Annotated in this window: 17 protein-coding genes; 13 read left to right on the top strand and 4 right to left on the bottom strand. The window is 67.4% G+C overall.

Translation table 11 applies throughout. The features are described 5' to 3' along the window. Nucleotides 1–33: 33 nt before the first annotated feature. The 3 genes from uvrA to VFB33_15190 all read left to right on the top strand — a co-directional run bounded on the left by uvrA (nt 34) and on the right by VFB33_15190 (nt 4,837). Complete coding sequence (gene uvrA / locus VFB33_15200) at nt 34–2,991, top strand: excinuclease ABC subunit UvrA (GenBank protein HZO83041.1); 2,958 nt, start codon at nt 34–36, stop codon at nt 2,989–2,991. A gap of 365 nt (nt 2,992–3,356) precedes the next feature. Beyond that, entirely contained in the window at nt 3,357–3,929 is a 573-nt protein-coding gene (locus tag VFB33_15195) for a hypothetical protein (GenBank protein HZO83040.1), read from the top strand. Beyond that, nucleotides 3,926–4,837 carry an RluA family pseudouridine synthase gene (locus VFB33_15190; protein HZO83039.1) on the top strand — a complete coding sequence of 304 codons (912 nt, stop codon included), beginning with the start codon at nt 3,926–3,928 and terminating at the stop codon, nt 4,835–4,837. Before VFB33_15195 ends, VFB33_15190 begins: the two co-directional genes overlap by 4 nt. A 7-nt stretch (nt 4,838–4,844) precedes the next feature. On the opposite strand, the gene VFB33_15185 is transcribed toward VFB33_15190, so the two are convergent. Together VFB33_15185 and VFB33_15180 are read right to left on the bottom strand one after the other, a co-directional pair. Beyond that, nucleotides 4,845–5,252 (bottom strand): nuclear transport factor 2 family protein, encoded by a 408-nt coding sequence (locus VFB33_15185; GenBank protein ID HZO83038.1) that lies wholly within the window; start codon nt 5,250–5,252, stop codon nt 4,845–4,847. Between the two features lie 52 nt (nt 5,253–5,304). Next, nucleotides 5,305–6,516, bottom strand: coding sequence for a CoA transferase (locus VFB33_15180; GenBank protein HZO83037.1), 1,212 nt, complete (start codon nt 6,514–6,516; stop codon nt 5,305–5,307). Nucleotides 6,517–6,657: 141 nt separating this feature from the next. Here VFB33_15180 and VFB33_15175 point away from each other — a divergent pair, with 141 nt between their 5' ends. From VFB33_15175 to VFB33_15145, 7 genes are all read left to right on the top strand, one after another. Then, the gene (locus VFB33_15175; protein HZO83036.1) at nt 6,658–7,380 is read left to right on the top strand and encodes a ComF family protein; all 723 of its coding nucleotides are present in this window, start codon (nt 6,658–6,660) and stop codon (nt 7,378–7,380) included. 80 nt (nt 7,381–7,460) lie between these two features. Then, entirely contained in the window at nt 7,461–7,961 is a 501-nt protein-coding gene (locus tag VFB33_15170; GenBank protein ID HZO83035.1) for a class I SAM-dependent methyltransferase, read from the top strand. A 3-nt stretch (nt 7,962–7,964) separates the two neighbouring features. Continuing rightward, nucleotides 7,965–9,002, top strand: coding sequence for a phosphoribosylformylglycinamidine cyclo-ligase (gene purM, locus VFB33_15165; GenBank protein HZO83034.1), 1,038 nt, complete (start codon nt 7,965–7,967; stop codon nt 9,000–9,002). 33 nt (nt 9,003–9,035) lie between these two features. After that, the gene (gene purN, locus VFB33_15160; protein HZO83033.1) at nt 9,036–9,734 is read left to right on the top strand and encodes a phosphoribosylglycinamide formyltransferase; all 699 of its coding nucleotides are present in this window, start codon (nt 9,036–9,038) and stop codon (nt 9,732–9,734) included. Nucleotides 9,735–9,766: 32 nt separating this feature from the next. After that, nucleotides 9,767–10,450, top strand: a complete 684-nt coding sequence (locus VFB33_15155; GenBank protein ID HZO83032.1) for a TIGR04283 family arsenosugar biosynthesis glycosyltransferase — start codon at nt 9,767–9,769, stop codon at nt 10,448–10,450. A 72-nt stretch (nt 10,451–10,522) separates the two neighbouring features. After that, nucleotides 10,523–10,786 carry a glutaredoxin 3 gene (gene grxC / locus VFB33_15150; GenBank protein ID HZO83031.1) on the top strand — a complete coding sequence of 88 codons (264 nt, stop codon included), beginning with the start codon at nt 10,523–10,525 and terminating at the stop codon, nt 10,784–10,786. Next, on the top strand, nt 10,783–11,085 hold the full coding sequence (locus VFB33_15145; GenBank protein ID HZO83030.1) for a hypothetical protein: 303 nt from the start codon (nt 10,783–10,785) through the stop codon (nt 11,083–11,085). The genes grxC and VFB33_15145 overlap by 4 nt, the downstream gene beginning before the upstream one ends. Here the strand turns inward: VFB33_15145 and VFB33_15140 are convergent. Together VFB33_15140 and glpK are read right to left on the bottom strand one after the other, a co-directional pair. Continuing rightward, complete coding sequence (locus tag VFB33_15140; GenBank protein ID HZO83029.1) at nt 11,082–11,720, bottom strand: GNAT family N-acetyltransferase; 639 nt, start codon at nt 11,718–11,720, stop codon at nt 11,082–11,084. The genes VFB33_15145 and VFB33_15140 overlap by 4 nt on opposite strands. Nucleotides 11,721–11,775: 55 nt before the next feature. Continuing rightward, entirely contained in the window at nt 11,776–13,260 is a 1,485-nt protein-coding gene (glpK, locus tag VFB33_15135) for a glycerol kinase GlpK (protein ID HZO83028.1), read from the bottom strand. 150 nt (nt 13,261–13,410) lie between these two features. Between glpK and VFB33_15130 the strand changes: the two genes are divergently transcribed. Genes VFB33_15130 through VFB33_15120 form a run of 3 tightly spaced genes read left to right on the top strand, consistent with a single transcriptional unit; the run spans nt 13,411 to nt 16,729 of the window. Next, nucleotides 13,411–14,781, top strand: a complete 1,371-nt coding sequence (locus VFB33_15130) for a glutamate--cysteine ligase (GenBank protein HZO83027.1) — start codon at nt 13,411–13,413, stop codon at nt 14,779–14,781. Then, a complete protein-coding gene (gspC, locus tag VFB33_15125) occupies nt 14,781–15,689 on the top strand; it encodes a type II secretion system protein GspC (protein ID HZO83026.1) in 909 nt (302 codons plus the stop codon). Before VFB33_15130 ends, gspC begins: the two co-directional genes overlap by 1 nt. 2 nt (nt 15,690–15,691) lie before the next feature. Beyond that, nucleotides 15,692–16,729, top strand: coding sequence for a GNAT family N-acetyltransferase (locus tag VFB33_15120; GenBank protein HZO83025.1), 1,038 nt, complete (start codon nt 15,692–15,694; stop codon nt 16,727–16,729). Nucleotides 16,730–16,771 lie beyond the last annotated feature (42 nt).

Raw genomic sequence — 16,771 nt, 5'->3', positions numbered from 1 at the left:
TCCAACGGCCGTCCCTGCGGGGACAAGGGCGGCGTGGAGCGCTCGATCAGCATCCGCGGGGCGCGCACCCATAACCTCAAGGGCGTCTCGCTCGAACTTCCGCATAACCGGCTGACCGTCGTTACCGGCGTCTCGGGCTCGGGCAAATCGAGCCTGGTCTTCGACACGCTGTACGCCGAGGGCCAGCGGCGCTACGTGCAGAGCCTGTCCACCTACGCGCGGCTGTTCCTGGAACGGATGGACCGGCCGGACGTCGATGCGATTTCGGAGATTCCGCCGGCGCTGGCCTTACGCCAGAAGAACGCGATCAAGAACGCGCGCTCCACCGTCGGCACCGTCACCGAGATCAGCGACTATCTCCGGCTGCTGTTTGCGACCGTCGGCCGCACCATTTGCCCACGCTGCGGCGAGGAGGTCGCGCGCGACACCGTCGAGAGCTCGGCGGCGCGCGTGCTCGCCGAGCCGGGAGCGCATCTCTTCCTCGCCCCATTCGAGCCGGGCTCGCGCTCGATCACCGCCGCCTGCGATTTCCTCGCCCAGAACGGATATCATCGCCTGTTCGCCGACGGCGAGGTGATCGAAACCGCCATGCTGCTCGCGCGCGCATCAGAGGACGGCGCAGCCCGGCCGAACGCGACCGCCAACGGCGCGGCTGCTCCCGCCGGGCCTTTGATGGTTGTAATCGACCGCGTCGCCAACGATGCGGTGGGCGCCGAAGCGCGCGTGCGCGAGGCGCTGGAGAAGGCGTTCTATCTCGGAGGCGGGCGGGCGCGCGCGCTCGGCGTAATGCGCGAGGACGGACGGATACGCGTCACCGGCGGCGTCGAGTTCGATCGCCGCTTCAACTGCTCGCGCTGCGGCACGTTGTTTCCCGAACCAACGCCGGCGCTCTTTTCGGCCAACAGCCCGCTCGGCGCCTGTCCCCAATGCGAGGGCTTCGGCCGCACCGTCGAGCTCGACCTTGAGAAGGTTATCCCCGATCCCGGTCTCTCGCTGCGTCAGGGGCTGATCGCGCCGTGGCGTACGCCGGCCTACCGCGAAATGAAGAACTGGATGCTGAAGTGCGCCCGCCGCGCCCATATCCGCACCGCAGTTGCCTTTCGCGAGATGACCGACGCCGAGCGGACATGGCTGCTCGAGGGCGAGCCACGCGAGGAAGGCGAAGAGCGTGACTGGGAGCGATGGCCGGGCGTGCGCGGCTTCTTCCGCTGGCTCGAAGGGCGGCGTTACAAGACGCATGTCCGAATCCTGCTCGCGCGCTATCGCCGCTTCGTGCCCTGCCCCGCCTGCGACGGCAGCAAGCTCAGGCCCGAGGCGCTCAATGTGCGCGTCGCGCGAATGACGATCGCCGAAGTCGGTCGGCTCGCCGTGCGCGAGCTCGCGCGATGGCTGGAAGCGCTCGCACGTCGGCGCGACGTGCAGGAACGCGCGGGCGCTGTACTGCGCGAGCTGCGCGGGCGCGTCGGCTATCTTGAGGAAGTGGGGCTCGGCTATCTGACCCTCGAACGCCAGGCCCGTACGCTCTCCGGCGGCGAGGCCCAGCGGATCCATCTGGCGGGCGCGCTCGGCAGCCTGCTCACCGGCACGCTATACGCGCTCGACGAGCCGACCGTGGGCCTGCACGCGAGCGACGTGCGCCGCCTGCTCGGCGTGCTGCGCCATCTGCGCGACCTCGGCAACACGGTGACGGTGGTCGAACACGACCCCGCGATGATCGCGGGCGCCGATTTTGTGGTCGAGCTCGGCCCGGGCGGCGGACGCGAGGGCGGCCGCCTGATGCGCGCCGGACCGCCCGCACGGGTGCGCGCGGGCAAGGCGCCGGCCGAGATGCCGGGGCGGGTGATGCTGATGCGGGCGCTGGCGCGCGAGCGTCGTTTCTCGCGCCGCGACCCCGCCCTTCACATCGTCGGCGCGCGCGAGCACAACCTCAAGGACATCGACGTGCGGATTCCGCTGGGCCGGATGGTGTGCGTCACCGGGGTCTCGGGCTCCGGTAAATCGACCCTGGTTGAGGACGTGCTCTACAACAACTACCTGCGCTCGCGCGGCGAGCTGGTGAGCGAGGTCGGCGCGTGCGACCGCATCGAGGGGTTGGAACTGGTCGGCGAGATGGTCCACATGGGGCAGGAGCTGCCGGCGCGCTCGCTGCGCTCGAATCCGGCGACTTACCTGAAGATCTACGACGACATCCGCAAGCTGTTCGCGCAGAGTCCCGACGCGCGCCGCCTTGGTATCCAGCCCGGCCACTTCTCGTTCAACGTCGACGGCGGCCGGTGCGAAAAGTGCCACGGCACCGGCACCGTGACGATCGAGATGCACTTCATGGCCGACCTCGAAGTGCAGTGCGATGCCTGCGACGGCCGCCGCTTCAAAAGCCATATCCTCGCCATCCGCTACCAGGGCAAGAACATCAACGAGGTCCTCACTCTGACCGTTGACGAGGCGCGCATCTTCTTTGCGCGCACTCCCGCAATCACGCGCCGGCTCGAAGCGCTGAGCGCGGTCGGCTTGGGCTATCTGTGCCTTGGCCAGACGACCTCGACGCTCTCGGGCGGCGAGGCGCAGCGGCTCAAGCTGTCGCGCTTCTTGCTGGTCGAGCTCGAGCCTGCGCCGGCGACGCCCGGCGGCAGGGCGGCTGGGCGCGTGTTTTTGCTCGACGAGCCGACCACCGGCCTCAGCTCAGCTGACATTCGCCAGCTTCTGCGCGTGCTCGGCCGGCTGGTCGCCGAGGGCAACACGCTGATCGTGATCGAGCACAATTTGGAATTCATCGCGCACGCGGACTACGTGATCGACCTCGGCCCGGGCGGTGGCGAGGACGGCGGACGTCTGGTGGCGGCGGGTTCGCCGCTCAAGCTGGCGGCGACGGCGCGCTCGCTGACCGGGCGCGAATTGCGCCGCCTGTTCGGATTGCCGGCCAACGTGTCGCGCGCCGCGATGCGCTCGGCAAAGCTACGTGCAAGCGCCGGCCAAGATGCCGCGGGGCCATGACGCGCATTCGCGCGCGATGGGCGCAGGGGTTGTGATGGAGCGGGGCCGAAAGATATTCCGATGGCGTCGCGGCGCAACGCGGCTTGGTCTGAGCGACGTGATCGTCGTACTCATCGTACTCGCGATTCTGCTGTGGGCGTCATGGAAGCAGTTTCCAGCCTACAGGCGGCCGCCCGCGCCAGCGCCGGAGGTAGCTCCTGCGCCACTGCCGGCCCCGGGTCAGGGTTCGGGTATCGCGCCGTCACCGCTTCCGCTTGCGCCGCGATGAGCGAGCGATTTCGCAAGCGGTGAATTCGTCTGCTAGAATTTTTACAGGTCAGCCCCGGCGGGGGTGGGCTCGTCGGGCATCGCGTTGAGCAGGGACTATGGATCTCGAACGCCCGTCCGCCAAGCGACTCAAAGATTTCTTTCTCGCCCTCACCCGCACCAGTTTCGGCCAGCTCGGGCTGGGCGATCAGCAAATCGTCGATTACGTAGCCTCGATGCTTACCGAATTCAGCGCTTCCGAGCGATGGCTGACGATACGGGACGCGCGCGGACGGCGCGTGACCAGCGTGGTCGAGATGCTGGCAGCGCAAATGGGCGCTCCGCACACCCGCCGGCGCATGGTAGGCGAACGCGAATTGCGCAAGTACGTGGGCGACTACACGCTGTTCATGTCCGGCCTGTTCCGCGCCTTCGTCGAGCGCGGCGGTTATCTCGACTATTACCTCGAAGAGGGCAAGCGCTCCTACCAGGCGGTTTCCGAATTCGACGTGCAACTCTACCGGCCAGGCTTTCTGATCTTCGAGGAGCTCAGCCGCGGGTTCGAGAACTACTCGGGCGCGCTCGACTACATGCGCAAATGTTTCTTCGCGCCCGCGCCCAAGCAGGATCCGTTCGCCGGCTTCCGCGAGAAAATTGAAGGCTGGGTGCGGCTGCGCCTGACTCCCAATTGAGCGCCCAGGACGCGCGCGAACGGCTCGATCAGTACTTGGTGCGGCGCGGCTTTGCGCGCTCGCGCCGCGCCGCGCGCCAGATGCTGGCGCAGGGCTTGGTGCGCGTCAACGGCCGGCCGCGCGGCAAGGGCGAGTTGGTCGGCACTTCGGACCGCGTCGAGGTGGCGGCGGCGCCGGTCCTGGCCGCTCTCGCGCCCGACCCTGATGTTGCGCTTGAGATTCTCTTTTGTGACTCCGCCGTGCTGGTCGTCAACAAGTCCGCGCCCCTCCCATGCCATCCACTGCGTCCCGGCGAGCGCGGCACCGTGATGAACGGAGTGGTTGCGCGCTTCCCGCGGGCGGCCGCATCCGGCGACGATTTGCGCGAGGGCGGCCTGGTCCACCGACTGGACAACGGCACGTCGGGCGCGCTGCTGGTGGCGTTGGAGCGGGTAGCGTTCGCTGAGTTGCGCGCCGCCATCCGCGCCGGATGCATCCGCCGCACCTACCATGCGCTGGTTGCGGGAGAATTTAAAGAACCACTTCAAATCGACGCGCCGCTCGCCCACCATCCGCGCAGCGCGCGTCGGATGCTCGCCGTGGGCGCGACGCGCACCGGGGCGCGCCCGGCCGCGACGGCGGTTGAGCCGATCCGTCGAATCGGGCGCTTCAGCCTGGTCGCGGTGACGCCGCGCACCGGGATGCGCCATCAGATTCGTGTCCATCTCTCGCAGGCGGGCTATCCTATCGCCGGGGATGCGCTGTACGGCGGGCCGCCGCTTCGAGCGCTTGCGCCCGGCCGCTTCTGGCTCCATCTGGCGGAAATCGAATTTCGCTCGCCCGGCTCGGGAGCGGCGCGCGTGCGCGCGCCGCTGCCGCGCGATTTGGAGGACGCGCTGCACGAAGCAGGACGCAGCGCGCGGGGCTAGGCGGGGCTTACTTGTCCACCCAGACCTTGCGATGGGCGAACAGCCAGTTGGCGCCGACCTTGCGTAGCTCGTCGCGGTAGCCGCCGACCGCGGCCAGCTCGGTCTTGCCGCCCTTGATATGGAAATAGATCAGGTTGCAGGTGCCATGGGCGTGGTCCCCGTGGACGTCGAAGCTCACGTTAACCATCATGTGGCGCACCTGCGCGCCCGCCCACGATTCTTTGTACGACGAGCAAAAGCGCCGCAGCGCGGCGTGCCCCTCATGTTTGCCGAGCATCGGGCTTTCGAAAATCCCGTCCTCGGTAAAGCAGTTGACCCAGTCGTCGAACTGGCTGTTGTCGATGTAAATCGCATAGCGGGCGTAAAGCTCGCGGATCTGCTCGCGGTCTTCCATGGTGCCGGTGATTGCTGGCATACGACTGTCTCCTCCCCGATGCGCGCCGCCTATCGGCACGCCTCGCGCCGCGTCAGATTACACCCGACTCCTTAAGCCGCGCCACGTCCTCCCAGCTATAGCCCAGCATCTCGGTCAGGATCATTTCGGTGTGTTCGCCCAGCTCGGGCGCGTGGCCGCGCGGCTCGGCCGGCGTCTCGCTGAAGCGCACCGGGAAGCCGACCAGCTTCATCTCGCCCATTGTGGGATGTTGATAGTTGACCACATACTCGTTGGCTTGCACCTGCGGGTCGTCGGGCAGGTCGGAGACGCGATTGACGACGGTGTAGATGAAGTCGCCGCCCGCCTTCAGCCGCCGCATCCACTCGTCGCGAGGCTGGGTCGCGAAGATCCGGTCGAAGATCGCGATCAGTTCCTTGCAATGCTTGCCGCGCACCGCGATGTCTTTGAAGCGCGGGTCGTCGATCAGCTCGGGCGCGCCGAGCGTGTTGCACAGGTCCTTCCAGTAGCGATCGGCCTGGATCATCCCGAGTGTCAGCCACTTGCCGTCCGCGCATCGGTAGTGGTTCCACAGCGGATTGAAGGAATTCTCGCGCGTATTGCGGCGGAACTCGGTCCCCAGGATCGTGCGGCACGAGAGATTGAGCCCCTGGAGCGCGATCATCGAGCCGAGATGCGACGCGTTGACCTCCTGTCCGACGCCGTAGCGCTCGCGTGCGAGTAACGCCGTCAGCACGCCGTAGCACAACATGATCGCGCCCATCTGGTCGGCCACCCCGCCGAACAGGTACACCGGCTCGTCGCTATTGATGCCGGCGATATTCATGATCCCGGAACGCGCCTGCGCCAGGTAATCGAACGATGGCTCGCCGCTGTCGGGCCCTTCGGGCCCGTAGCCGGAGGCGGTCGCATAGATGAGCTTAGGGTTGTGCTCGCGCAGGGTCTTGTAGTCGAGGCCGAGCCGCTGGGCGACGCCCTTGCGGTAGTTTTGCACGAACACGTCGCTCCGTTCGACCAGACGGTAAACGATCTCGCGCGCTTGAGGCTTTTTCAAATCCAGCGTGACGCTCTTCTTGTGACGGTTGTTGGATTCGAAGTAAAAGTTGCGCCCGTTGCGCTCGGTGGTGCTGCCGGAAACCGCGAAAATCGCGCGTCCCGGGTCGCCCTCCAGTGTCTCAAGCTTGATGACTTCAGCGCCCAGGTCGCCGAGCAGCGCGGTAGAATACGGCCCCTGCTGCCAGATCGTCCAGTCGATGACCCTTATTCCGTCAAGCGGCGTCTTCATGGTTTTCCCTATACCATAAGAGCGGCCGAGGCGGATGGCCGCGCAAGGGGGCCAACCTCGAACCGCCGCGCCTTATCCACAGCGCCCGTACGTTCGGTACTTGAGTTAGCCGGCTTAAGCCTTCATCAATGAAGGCGGGCGATGTTGCGCTATCTGCTCAATTTTGTTTATCCGCCGCGATGCGCGATGTGCGGCGTGTCGATGCCGATCGACTCTGCTCGCCGCCTGTGCGCGCGATGCCTGGCCGGTATTGAGCCGCTCGCGGGAGCGCTGTGCGACGTATGCGGCACGCCGCTGGCGCACGATGATGGCAGTCAGCGTTGCCGGCAGTGCCTGGTTTTGCCACCTGCTTTCGACTCTGCACGTGCGATTACCCGCTATCGTGCCGGCGCCGAGGGCTCGAACACCGTCGGTTCGCTCTTGCGCCGCCACAAGTACGGTCTCGACCAGTCGCTGGGACGCGCGCTGGCGGAATGCCTCGACGCCGCGCCGCCGCTCGCAGCCGACGGCTACGATCTCGTCATCCCCGTGCCGCTTCATCGCGCGCGCCTGCGATGGCGCGGCTTCAATCAGGCGGCGCTGCTGGGCTCGGCACTCGCCCGCCGGTTCAAATGCCCCATCGACGTCGCCACGCTAGCCCGCGTACGTCCGACTCCGCCGCAGACGGCGCGTGACCACGCCGAACGCGCCCGCAACGTGCGCAACGCGTTCAAGGTGTGCCGGCCGGCGCGCGTCGCCGGCCGGCGCGTGCTGCTTGTTGACGACGTCATGACCACCGGCGCGACGGTCGGCGAATGCGCGCGCGTGCTCCGCGCCGCCGGCGCCCGGCGTATCGACGTCTTCACCCTGGCCCGCGTCCTGTGAACGAGCCTAATCGCCCGCAGTGGAACGAGCGCTACCGCGCCGGCGCCGCGCCCCAAGCGCCGGAGCCGTGGGTGTCCGAAATGATGGCGCTGCTGCCGCGCGGCGGCCTCGCGCTCGACGCCGCTGCCGGCGCCGGTCGCCATAGCCTGCTGCTGGCGCGCGCGGGCTTCAAAGTGGTTGCGATCGACTACGCGGAGGCGGGCCTGCGCGCGATGCAGGCCGCTGCGCGCGCCGAGCGCCTTGCGGCTTGGCCTGTCGTCGCGGATCTCTGCGACTATCCCCTGCCCTGCGACCGTTTCGATCTTGCGCTCAACGTGAGCTTCCTCGACCGCGGCCTTGCGCCACGCCTCGTGGCGAGCCTCAAACCGGGCGGCATGCTGCTCTTCGATACGTTTCTCATCGATCAGATCGCATTCGGCCATCCGCGCAATCCCGATTTCCTGCTCAAGCATTACGAGTTGCGGGAGATGCTCGACGCGGCAAGGATGGAACTTTTGCGCTACCGCGAGGGAATCACGGTCTATCCCGACGGCAAGCGCGCATGGCGCGCCGGAGCGCTCGCCATTAGGAGGAGCGGGTAGCCGATGGCGCACGGGCTCACTTACAAGGCGGCGGGCATCGATATCGAGCTCAAGCAGCGGCTGGTGCCGATGTTCCGGCGGCTGGCGCGACCGACGCTCGGCGCGCAGGTGCTGGAGGGGATCGGCGGCTTCGGCGCGCTGGTAAGCCTCGACGGCGCACGCGCGATGCGCTCGCCGGTGCTGGTCGCCGGCACCGACGGCGTCGGCACCAAGCTCAAGATCGCCTTTCTCACCGGCCGCCACGACACGGTCGGTATCGACTGCGTCGCGATGTGCGTCAACGACATCGTATGCCACGCCGCGCGGCCGCTCTTCTTCCTGGACTACATCGCGACCGGCAAGCTCAGCTCCGCCGTCGCGCTGGCGCTGGTCAAGGGTGTGGCGCGCGGATGCCGGATGGCCGGGATGAGCCTGGTTGGGGGCGAAACCGCGCAGATGCCGGGCTTCTATCGCCCGGGCGAATACGACATCGCGGGCTTCGCCGTGGGGGTCGCCGAGCGCGCGCGGATCCCGCGCCCCGAGCGGATCGGGGCGGGCGACGTGCTGATAGGCCTGGCCTCCAGCGGACTGCACTCCAACGGCTTCTCGCTCGCGCGCAGGGTGCTGCTCGAGCGCGCGCGGCTCAGACTTAATGGGCGTGTGTCGGAACTCGGATGCACGCTGGGCGAGGAGCTGCTGCGCCCGACCAAGATTTACGCAAAAATCGCGGTGGAACTTTTCGAACGCTTTCCGATTCGCGGGCTTGCCAATATCACCGGCGGCGGCGTGATCGAAAACCTGCCGCGCGTCCTGCCCCGGGGAGCACGAGCCGTGATCCGCCGCGGCAGCTGGCAGGTGCCGCCGATCTTCGACCTCATTGCGCGGCTCGGACGAATCGACACCGCCGAGATGGACCGCACGTTCAACAACGGCCTGGGGATGATCGCCGTCGTGCCGAGCGCGGCCGCCGACGCGGTCGTGGCTCATCTGCGCCGCCGGCGCACGCCCGCTCGCGTCGTGGGCGAAATCAGACGTGGTGAACGCGGCGTGGTGATAGGCTGAGACGCGCGGCATACCGCACGGGAGCATCGCGCGATGAAGCAACGGCCGCCGGTTAGGCTGGGGGTGCTGATTTCCGGCACCGGCACCAATTTGCAGGCTATAATCGACGCCATCGAGCGCAACGAGTTGCGTGCTGAAATCCGCCTCGTCGTCTCGAACCGCCCCGCCGCCCAGGGACTCGAGCGTGCGCGCCGCCACGGTATCCCTGCCCGCGTCATCGAGCATCGCCGCTTTGCCGCGCGCGAAGATTTCGACCGCGCCTTGGCCGCGGCGCTGAACGAGCATGGTGTCGAGCTAGTCGCCTGCGCCGGGTTCATGCGCCTGCTCTCGCCCGTGATGCTCGCCGCCTTTCCCGACCGCATCATGAATATCCATCCCGCGCTGCTGCCCGCCTTCCCCGGAATTGACGCGCAGAAGGCGGCGCTCGAATACGGCGTGCGGATCGCAGGATGCACGGTGTTTTTTGTGCGCGAGGGCGTGGACGACGGCCCGATTATCGTACAGGCGGCGGTGCCGGTGATGCCCGGCGACGACGAGGAGCGCCTGAGCAAGCGCATCCTCGCCCAGGAGCATCGCATCTATCCGCTGGCGATCCGGCTGTATCAGGAAGGCCGGCTCAAAATCGAAGGCCGCCGCGTAATTATCGCGCCGGCGCCGGACGCCGCCGAGTCCGCCGTTGACGAGCATCAGGCCTTGCTCAATCCGCCTCCCACTGCCTCGCGCTCTCACTGAGCGCCTTGCCGTAGCGCGCCGGCGCGGCCGCCGTGAAACAGCTCTCGGTTATCGTGCCGATGCTCAACGAGGAGCGCGCCATCGCGCGCACGCTCGAGGCGCTCGCGGTTGGCGCACCCGGTGCCGAGATAATCGTCGTGGACGGCGGCAGCGCAGACCGCAGCATCGAGGAGGCGCGTCCGCGATGCACAACACTGCTAAGTGCGCCCCGCGGGCGGGCGCGCCAGATGAACGCGGGCGCCGCCGCCGCCCACGGCGATACGCTGGCGTTCGTGCACGCCGACACGCTCGTGCCGCGCAACTTCGCGCGTGACATCGACGCCGCGCTCGCCACTCCAACCGTGGTCGGCGGCCGTTTCGACGTGCGGCTGGAGGATCCGGCGCCGCTAATGCGCCTTATCGGATGGCTTATCAGCGTGCGCTCGCGGCTCAGCCACACCGGCACCGGCGATCAGGCGTTGTTCGTGCGGCGCGAGGTCTTCGCGCGGCTCGGCGGCTATCGCGAAATCGAGCTGTGCGAGGACCTCGACTTCGCGCGCCGGCTCAAGCGCGCAGGCCGCGTCGCCTGCCTGCGTTCATGCGTGGTGACCTCGGCGCGGCGATGGCATCGCGGCGGCGTGCTCCGGACCGTGCTCCAGATGTGGCTCATCCGCGCCGCGTTCCTGATGGGCGTCTCGCCGGCGCGCCTGGCGCGGCTGTATACAGACGCGCGCTGAGACGGTTCCTTTGGGAAGCCGCTCATCTGGACAAGGTGGCCGTGGCGGTCGAAAATAAACCAGAGGTGAGTGGTGGCCAAAGTCGAGGTTTACACGACGGAGTACTGCCCCTACTGCGTACGAGCCAAATCCTTACTGACGCACAAGGGTGTCGCCTTCGAGGAAATCGACGTAACCGATGACCCGGTGCGGCGCGCGAAGATGGTCGAACGGGCGGGCGGCCGGCGTACGGTACCCGAAATCTTCATCAACGGCAAAATTATTGGCGGCTACGACGAACTGCGCGCGCTTGAACAGCGGGGCGAACTGGATGCGCTGCTGAAGGAGCCGGGATGAGCGAGATGAGCGATCTGTTCGACGCCGAGCGCTTTCCCGACAACTTTTACCGCGGGATGATCCTCTCGCTGGATCGGGCGCGTGGGCGCGGCATGGTGCGCGCGCACTCCGGACGCGAACTCCCTTTCGAGTTTCCTTTCGTCGAGGTCGTTGGCGCGCCGCTTGGTGGCCGCATGCCGGGAATCGATCTGCTGAACCCGGGCGACAGCGTCGGCTTCGACGTCGGCTGGACATCCAGGGGATTGCGCGTCACGCGGATCAATCCGGCGCGCCGTTGCGCCGAGGTGAAACGGGATTAAGCCCGCCGCGGCTGGAACATCCGCCAACACCTCACGCCCAGCGGATAGAATTCGCCGATCACTTCGTAGCCGTTGCGCATGTAGTACCCGACGTTGGCTTCCTTCGCGGTCTCCAGATACACGCCCGCGACGTCGGTGCGCGCGGCCGCCAGCTCGCGCAGATAGTCGAGAATCGCGACGCCGCCATGGCGGCCCTGGAAGGCGGGCTCGACTCCAAGGATGTTGAGATAGAGATGCGGCTCGGGCGGATGGTTGCGCGCCAGCGTATCGACGAGCTTGATCGAACGCGCCATCCCGGCCCATCCGACCGCCCGAATCAGCGTCGGCAGTGTCGCGAGGCCATGAAAGACGGTCACGCTCGACGGCGCATGCATCGTGCCTTCGACGACGGCTGCCGCGACCAGCCGCCCACCGTCGAACACGCCAAAGACGGGCTGGCCAGCCGCGCGGTGGATGCGGAGCGCGGTGGCGAACAGGCCGGTCAGGCGTCGGGCGCGTGCTTCGGGTTCCCTGGGCTCGGGCGCGGTGGCCAGCGCCAGGGGATCGGCGACGAATGCGCGGCTGAGCAGCGCTGCGGCGTCCGCATAATGCTCTGGAAACACCAGCAATACGCGCGGCCACGCATTCAGCACCATGGATCGACCCTCCGCCTCCTGGCTCAATTTGACCGACGCGCTGGCGGCCGCGCCCTCACAGCGAACTGCGCACTCGGGCGACCGCGTCGCGCCATCCGCTGAGCAACCCCTTGCGTTCTTGTGCGCGCATCGCCGGACGAAACACTCGCCCCGCGCGCTTGAGCGCCGCCAACTCGCGCGGCGAGCGCCACACTCCCGCTGCCAGTCCGGCCAGCATCGCCGCACCCAACGCCGTCGTCTCCGCCATCGCCGGGCGCCGCACCGGACGCCCGAGCACGTCGGCCTGGAACTGCATCAGGTAGTCGTTGGCGGTCGCCCCTCCGTCAACTCGCAGCTCGCGCACCCGCCGCCCGGTATCGCGTTCCATCGCGACGACGACATCGCGCACCTGGTAGGCAATGGAATCAAGCGCCGCGCGCACCAGGTCGGCCCGGCTGGTGCCCCGCGTGATCCCGACAATCGCGCCGCGCGCGTCTGCGTCCCAGTACGGCGCGCCCAGCCCGACGAAGGCGGGCACCAGATACGGATGAGTGCGTTCGCGACTTGCGCGCGCGAGCCTCTCGCTCTCGGCCGACGCGCCGATGAGCCCTAACTCGTCGCGCAGCCATTGAATCGCCGCACCCGCGATAAACACCGAGCCCTCCAGCGCGTAGGCCGGCTCGCCGGTCGGCCCCAACGCCGCGGTGGTAAGTAGCCGGTTGCGTGAGGCGACCGGCTGGTCGCCCGTATGCATCAGGAGAAATGCGCCGGTTCCGTAGGTCGCCTTGGCCTCGCCCGCGCGCACCGCGCGCTGGCCGTAGAGCGCCGATTGCTGGTCGCCGATAACGGCCCCGATTGGGATCGCGCGCGACGCCAGTGTTCCTGCTGCGGCCTCGGCCAGCGGCCCGCGCGAGCTTACCGGCTGCGGCAGCATCTCGGCCGGCACGCCCAGCATCCTGAGCATCTCCCTGTCCCATGCACGGCTGCGCAGGTTCAACATCAGCGTGCGCGAGGCGTTGGTGAAATCGGTGACGAACCCGCTGCCACGCGAAAGCCGGAAGACCAGCCACGAATCGATCGTGCCGAAGCACAGCTCGCCGCGCGCGGCGCGCCGGCGCAGCTCCGGGCGGGTGTCGAGCAGCCACCTGAGCTTGGTGCCGGAGAAGTACGGATCGATCAGCAACCCGGTGCGGAGGCTCACTTCGGTCTCGCGCGGCTTGAGCGCAGCGCAGATCGCCGCGCTGCGCCGGCATTGCCAGACGATCGCGCGATGGATTGGGCGGCCACTGCCGCGTTCCCATACGACGAACGTCTCGCGCTGGTTGGTGATGCCGGCGGCGGCGATACCGTCGGCGCCGACGCGCGACTCGCCGATTGCCCGCCGGCTCAGGCGTACCACCGAACGGTAGATCTCCTCCGGGTCGTGTTCGACCCATCCCGGGCGCGGGTAGTACTGACGAATCTCACCATAAGCGCGGCCAAGGATGCGCCCGCTCGCGTCGAGGACCATCACCGTCGTCCCTGTGGTCCCCTGGTCGATTGCGAGCACCGCCTGCGCCATTCGCCTTCGCCGCTCCCCGATCTGCCCGTTAAACCGCACCCACGTTAGGCAAGGCGGCGGCGCCCGACAAGGCCCGCGCAGCCTTGCCTACGGGTTCGGACAAAGCCATGATAAGCTCGCGCGCGAAGCGCCGCTTTCGGAGCCGAGCGTATGTCGACGAGCGATCCGATCGAATCCCGCCAGCAGCTTATTGACTACTTCGCCAGCGGGGCCAAGCCGCGCGAGCGATGGCGGGTCGGCACCGAGTACGAGAAGGTCATAGTCTCTGCGCGCGACGGGCGTGCCCTGCCCTTCTCCGGGCCGAACGGGGTCGAGGAAATCCTGCGCAGGCTGGCCGCTCGCTACGGCTACGAGCCGGTCAAGGAAAACGGCCGCATCCTCGCCCTAAGGGGCGAGCGCGCCGCGATCACGATCGAGCCCGGCAGCCAGATCGAGCTCTCGGGCGAACAGTGCGAAACGATTCATTGCGCGTACGCCGAATTCACACGCCATATCGAGCAACTCGTCGAGGTCGGCAACGAGCTTGGCGCGGTGGTGCTGGGACTGGGGATGCAGCCGATCAGCACGGTCGACGAGATCGAGCTATTGCCCAAGGCGCGCTACCAAATCATGTACCCGTACATGGCGCGCAAGGGGCGGCTCGGCCAGCGGATGATGAAGCAGACCGCGGGCGTGCAGGCCAACCTTGACTACAGCGACGAGCCCGACGCGATGCGCAAGCTGCGCGTCAGCATGGGGTTGGTTCCGCTGCTCTATGCGATCTTTGCCAACTCGCCGCTGAGCGACGGCCGGCTCAACGGCTACCAGAGCTACCGCGGGCACATCTGGATGGACACCGACCGCGACCGCTGCGGCACGCTCGAGTTCGTCTTCCGCGACGACACGAGTTTTGAGGACTACGCTGAGTACGCGCTCGATGTTCCGATGTACTTCATCGAGCGCGACCACCACTACCTCGACCTGACCCAGCCGCCCGGCATCACCTTCCGCCAGTTCATGGAGCGCGGATGGCGCGGCGAGCGCGCCACGCTCGACGACTGGGCCAACCATCTGACCACCATCTTCACCGAGGTGCGGCTCAAGAAGTACGTCGAGGTGCGCACCGCGGACAGCCAGCCGCCGGCGCTGATGCTGGCGCTGCCGGCGCTCTGCAAGGGGATCCTGTACGACACCGACTGCATGGCGGGCGCCTGGGATCTGGTCAAGCGCTGGAACTTCGAGGAGCGTCTGCTGCTGACCGACGCGGCGCACAAGTTGGGGCTCCAGGCGCGCGCAGGACGAATCCCGTTGCGCGACCTCGCGCTGGAGCTCCTGATGATCGCGAGCGTGGGGCTCGAGCGCCACAACGCGGTCAACGCGCGCGGCGAGAACGAGAGCGTTTACCTGCTGCGCCTGCTCGACCAGGTGCGTAGCGGGGTGACCCAGGCGAGCCTGACGATAGAACGCTGGAAGGGGCGCTGGAACTACGACGTACAGCGCCTGGTCGAAGGCTGCGCCTACGGGGTCGAGGCGTTCGTCTGATGACGCTGCGGCTGGCGTTCTCCGAGCGCTATCTCACGGCGCTCAACCTGTTGCTGATCGCTGCGCTTGCCTACTTTCTGGCGCTCTCGGTCAACGACGTTATTCGGGGCCGCCTGGGAGGCGGGGCGCCGCTTGAGCTGCCCGCGCTTACCCGCCCCCGGCCGGTGGCCGCACAGGCCCGTCCGCGCGCGTACTACGAGGCGATCGTCCGGCGCGACATTTTTAATCTCGAACCCGCGCCCGAAACGCCGGCGGAAACGGCGACCAACCTTCACATCAAGCTGATCGGAACCTCGCAGCTTACGCTCTCGCGCCCGTTCATCATCGTGCTCGACCAGAACACCCAGAGGCAGTCGCTCTACAGATTGGGCGACGAGATTCCGGAGGCCGGCAAGCTGGTGGGCGTTTATAAGGACCACGCGATCATCCTGCACCAAGGGCGGCGGATAAAGCTCGAGATGCCGGCGGCGCCCGTCCCCGCCGCCAGCGATGCGCGGGCGCTCCCCTATCCATGGGCGGCGCGCTCGTTGGGCCCAGGGCGTCCTTTCTCGCCCCTCTCAGGGCGTGGAGTGCGCCCGCTCGGCCCCGGACGCTTTGCCGTCGACCGCTTGACGTTGAACGACAACCTTCGGAACATGGCGTCGCTGTTCACCCAGATTCGCGCGATCCCCAATATCGGCGCCGACGGCAGCTCCGACGGCTTTCGTCTGTCGGAGATCCAGCCGGGCTCGATTTTCGACCAGGTCGGCCTGCACGACGGCGACATTCTGACCAGCGTCGACGGACAGACCGTGAGCGACCCGGCGCGCGCGATGCAGATGCTCGGCAGCCTGCGCAACCAGTCCACGATCAACCTGACCGTGCTGCGCAACGGCCAGCCGCTCCAGCTTCACTACGACATCCACTGAGCATGGAACTGCGCGCGGCGCGCCGCGGCGAGCGCGACGAAGTCCTCGACCTGCTCGCCCTGTGGTACGGCGACCGCGATTTTTTTGCCCGCTACAATCGCCACGACCCCGGTTTTCGCGACGACCTGTGCCTGGTTGCCTGCGATGCTGGTCGGATCGTTGCCACCGTCCAGATTTTCGACCGCTCGATCAACCTGCGCGGTGCGCCGGTTCCGATGGGCGGGATCGGTTCGGTCTACACCCTTGAGAGCTGGCGCGGACGCGGGTTGGCGTCGGCGCTGATGCGGCTAGCGGTGGCGACGATGGGGCGCGAGGGCTTCGAGCTTTCGCTGCTGTTCGCCGAACGGCTGGACTTCTATGCGCGCTTCGGTTGGCGCGCGGCGACTCGGCAGTTCACCGCGGTCGCCGACGCGCAGGCGATTGTCCCGGATGGTGAGTTCGATCTTGCGCGCTTTGACGAAACGCGCGACCTCCCCGAGGTCGCCGCGCTCCACCGTGCGTACAGCGGCCGTTTCGAAACGACCGTCGTCCGCGATGAACGCGGATGGCGCGGCAACCTGCGCTATGCGGGGAATCCTGGTGAGTATTTCGTTGTCGCGCGCCGGCCGCACGACCGTGCAATCGCCGCCTACGCCCGCGCGATGATGTTTCACGGCTTCCCGATGGTGATGGAGTACGGCTATGGGTCTGATGCGGCCGGTGCGATGGTCGCGCTGTTCGCGCATCTTGGGCACGCGGCCGCTGGTCTCGGCTCATCCCCTGCGCAAGCCGACGGCGCCGCAATCCTGCGCAGCCCCGCCGCGGCGCCAGGTACGGCACTGATCGTCACCCATGGAGCGCATGATCCCGACTTGGAGGGGCGGCTCAGCGCGGCGGGTGCTTTCCTGATGCATCATCCGGACAACTTCTACATGTGGCGGGTGATCGCGCCTGCGCGGCTGGCGGAGCGGTTGAACTGTTCGCCTACCGAGGTCGAGGCGAATTTTTTTTCGCTGCTTGAAGCGCCAAACGCGCTATATTGGACTGCGGATCGCTTTTAGCCGGGGCCCGCGCGGTACAACGCGCGCCGGGTGGTTGAGGAG

The sequence above is a fragment of the Candidatus Binataceae bacterium genome, assembly GCA_035650475.1.
Lineage (GTDB): Bacteria > Desulfobacterota > Binatia > Binatales > Binataceae > JAKAVN01.
The sequence above is the reverse complement of the archived record's forward strand: the minus strand, read 5'-3'. Positions and strand labels throughout refer to the sequence as shown.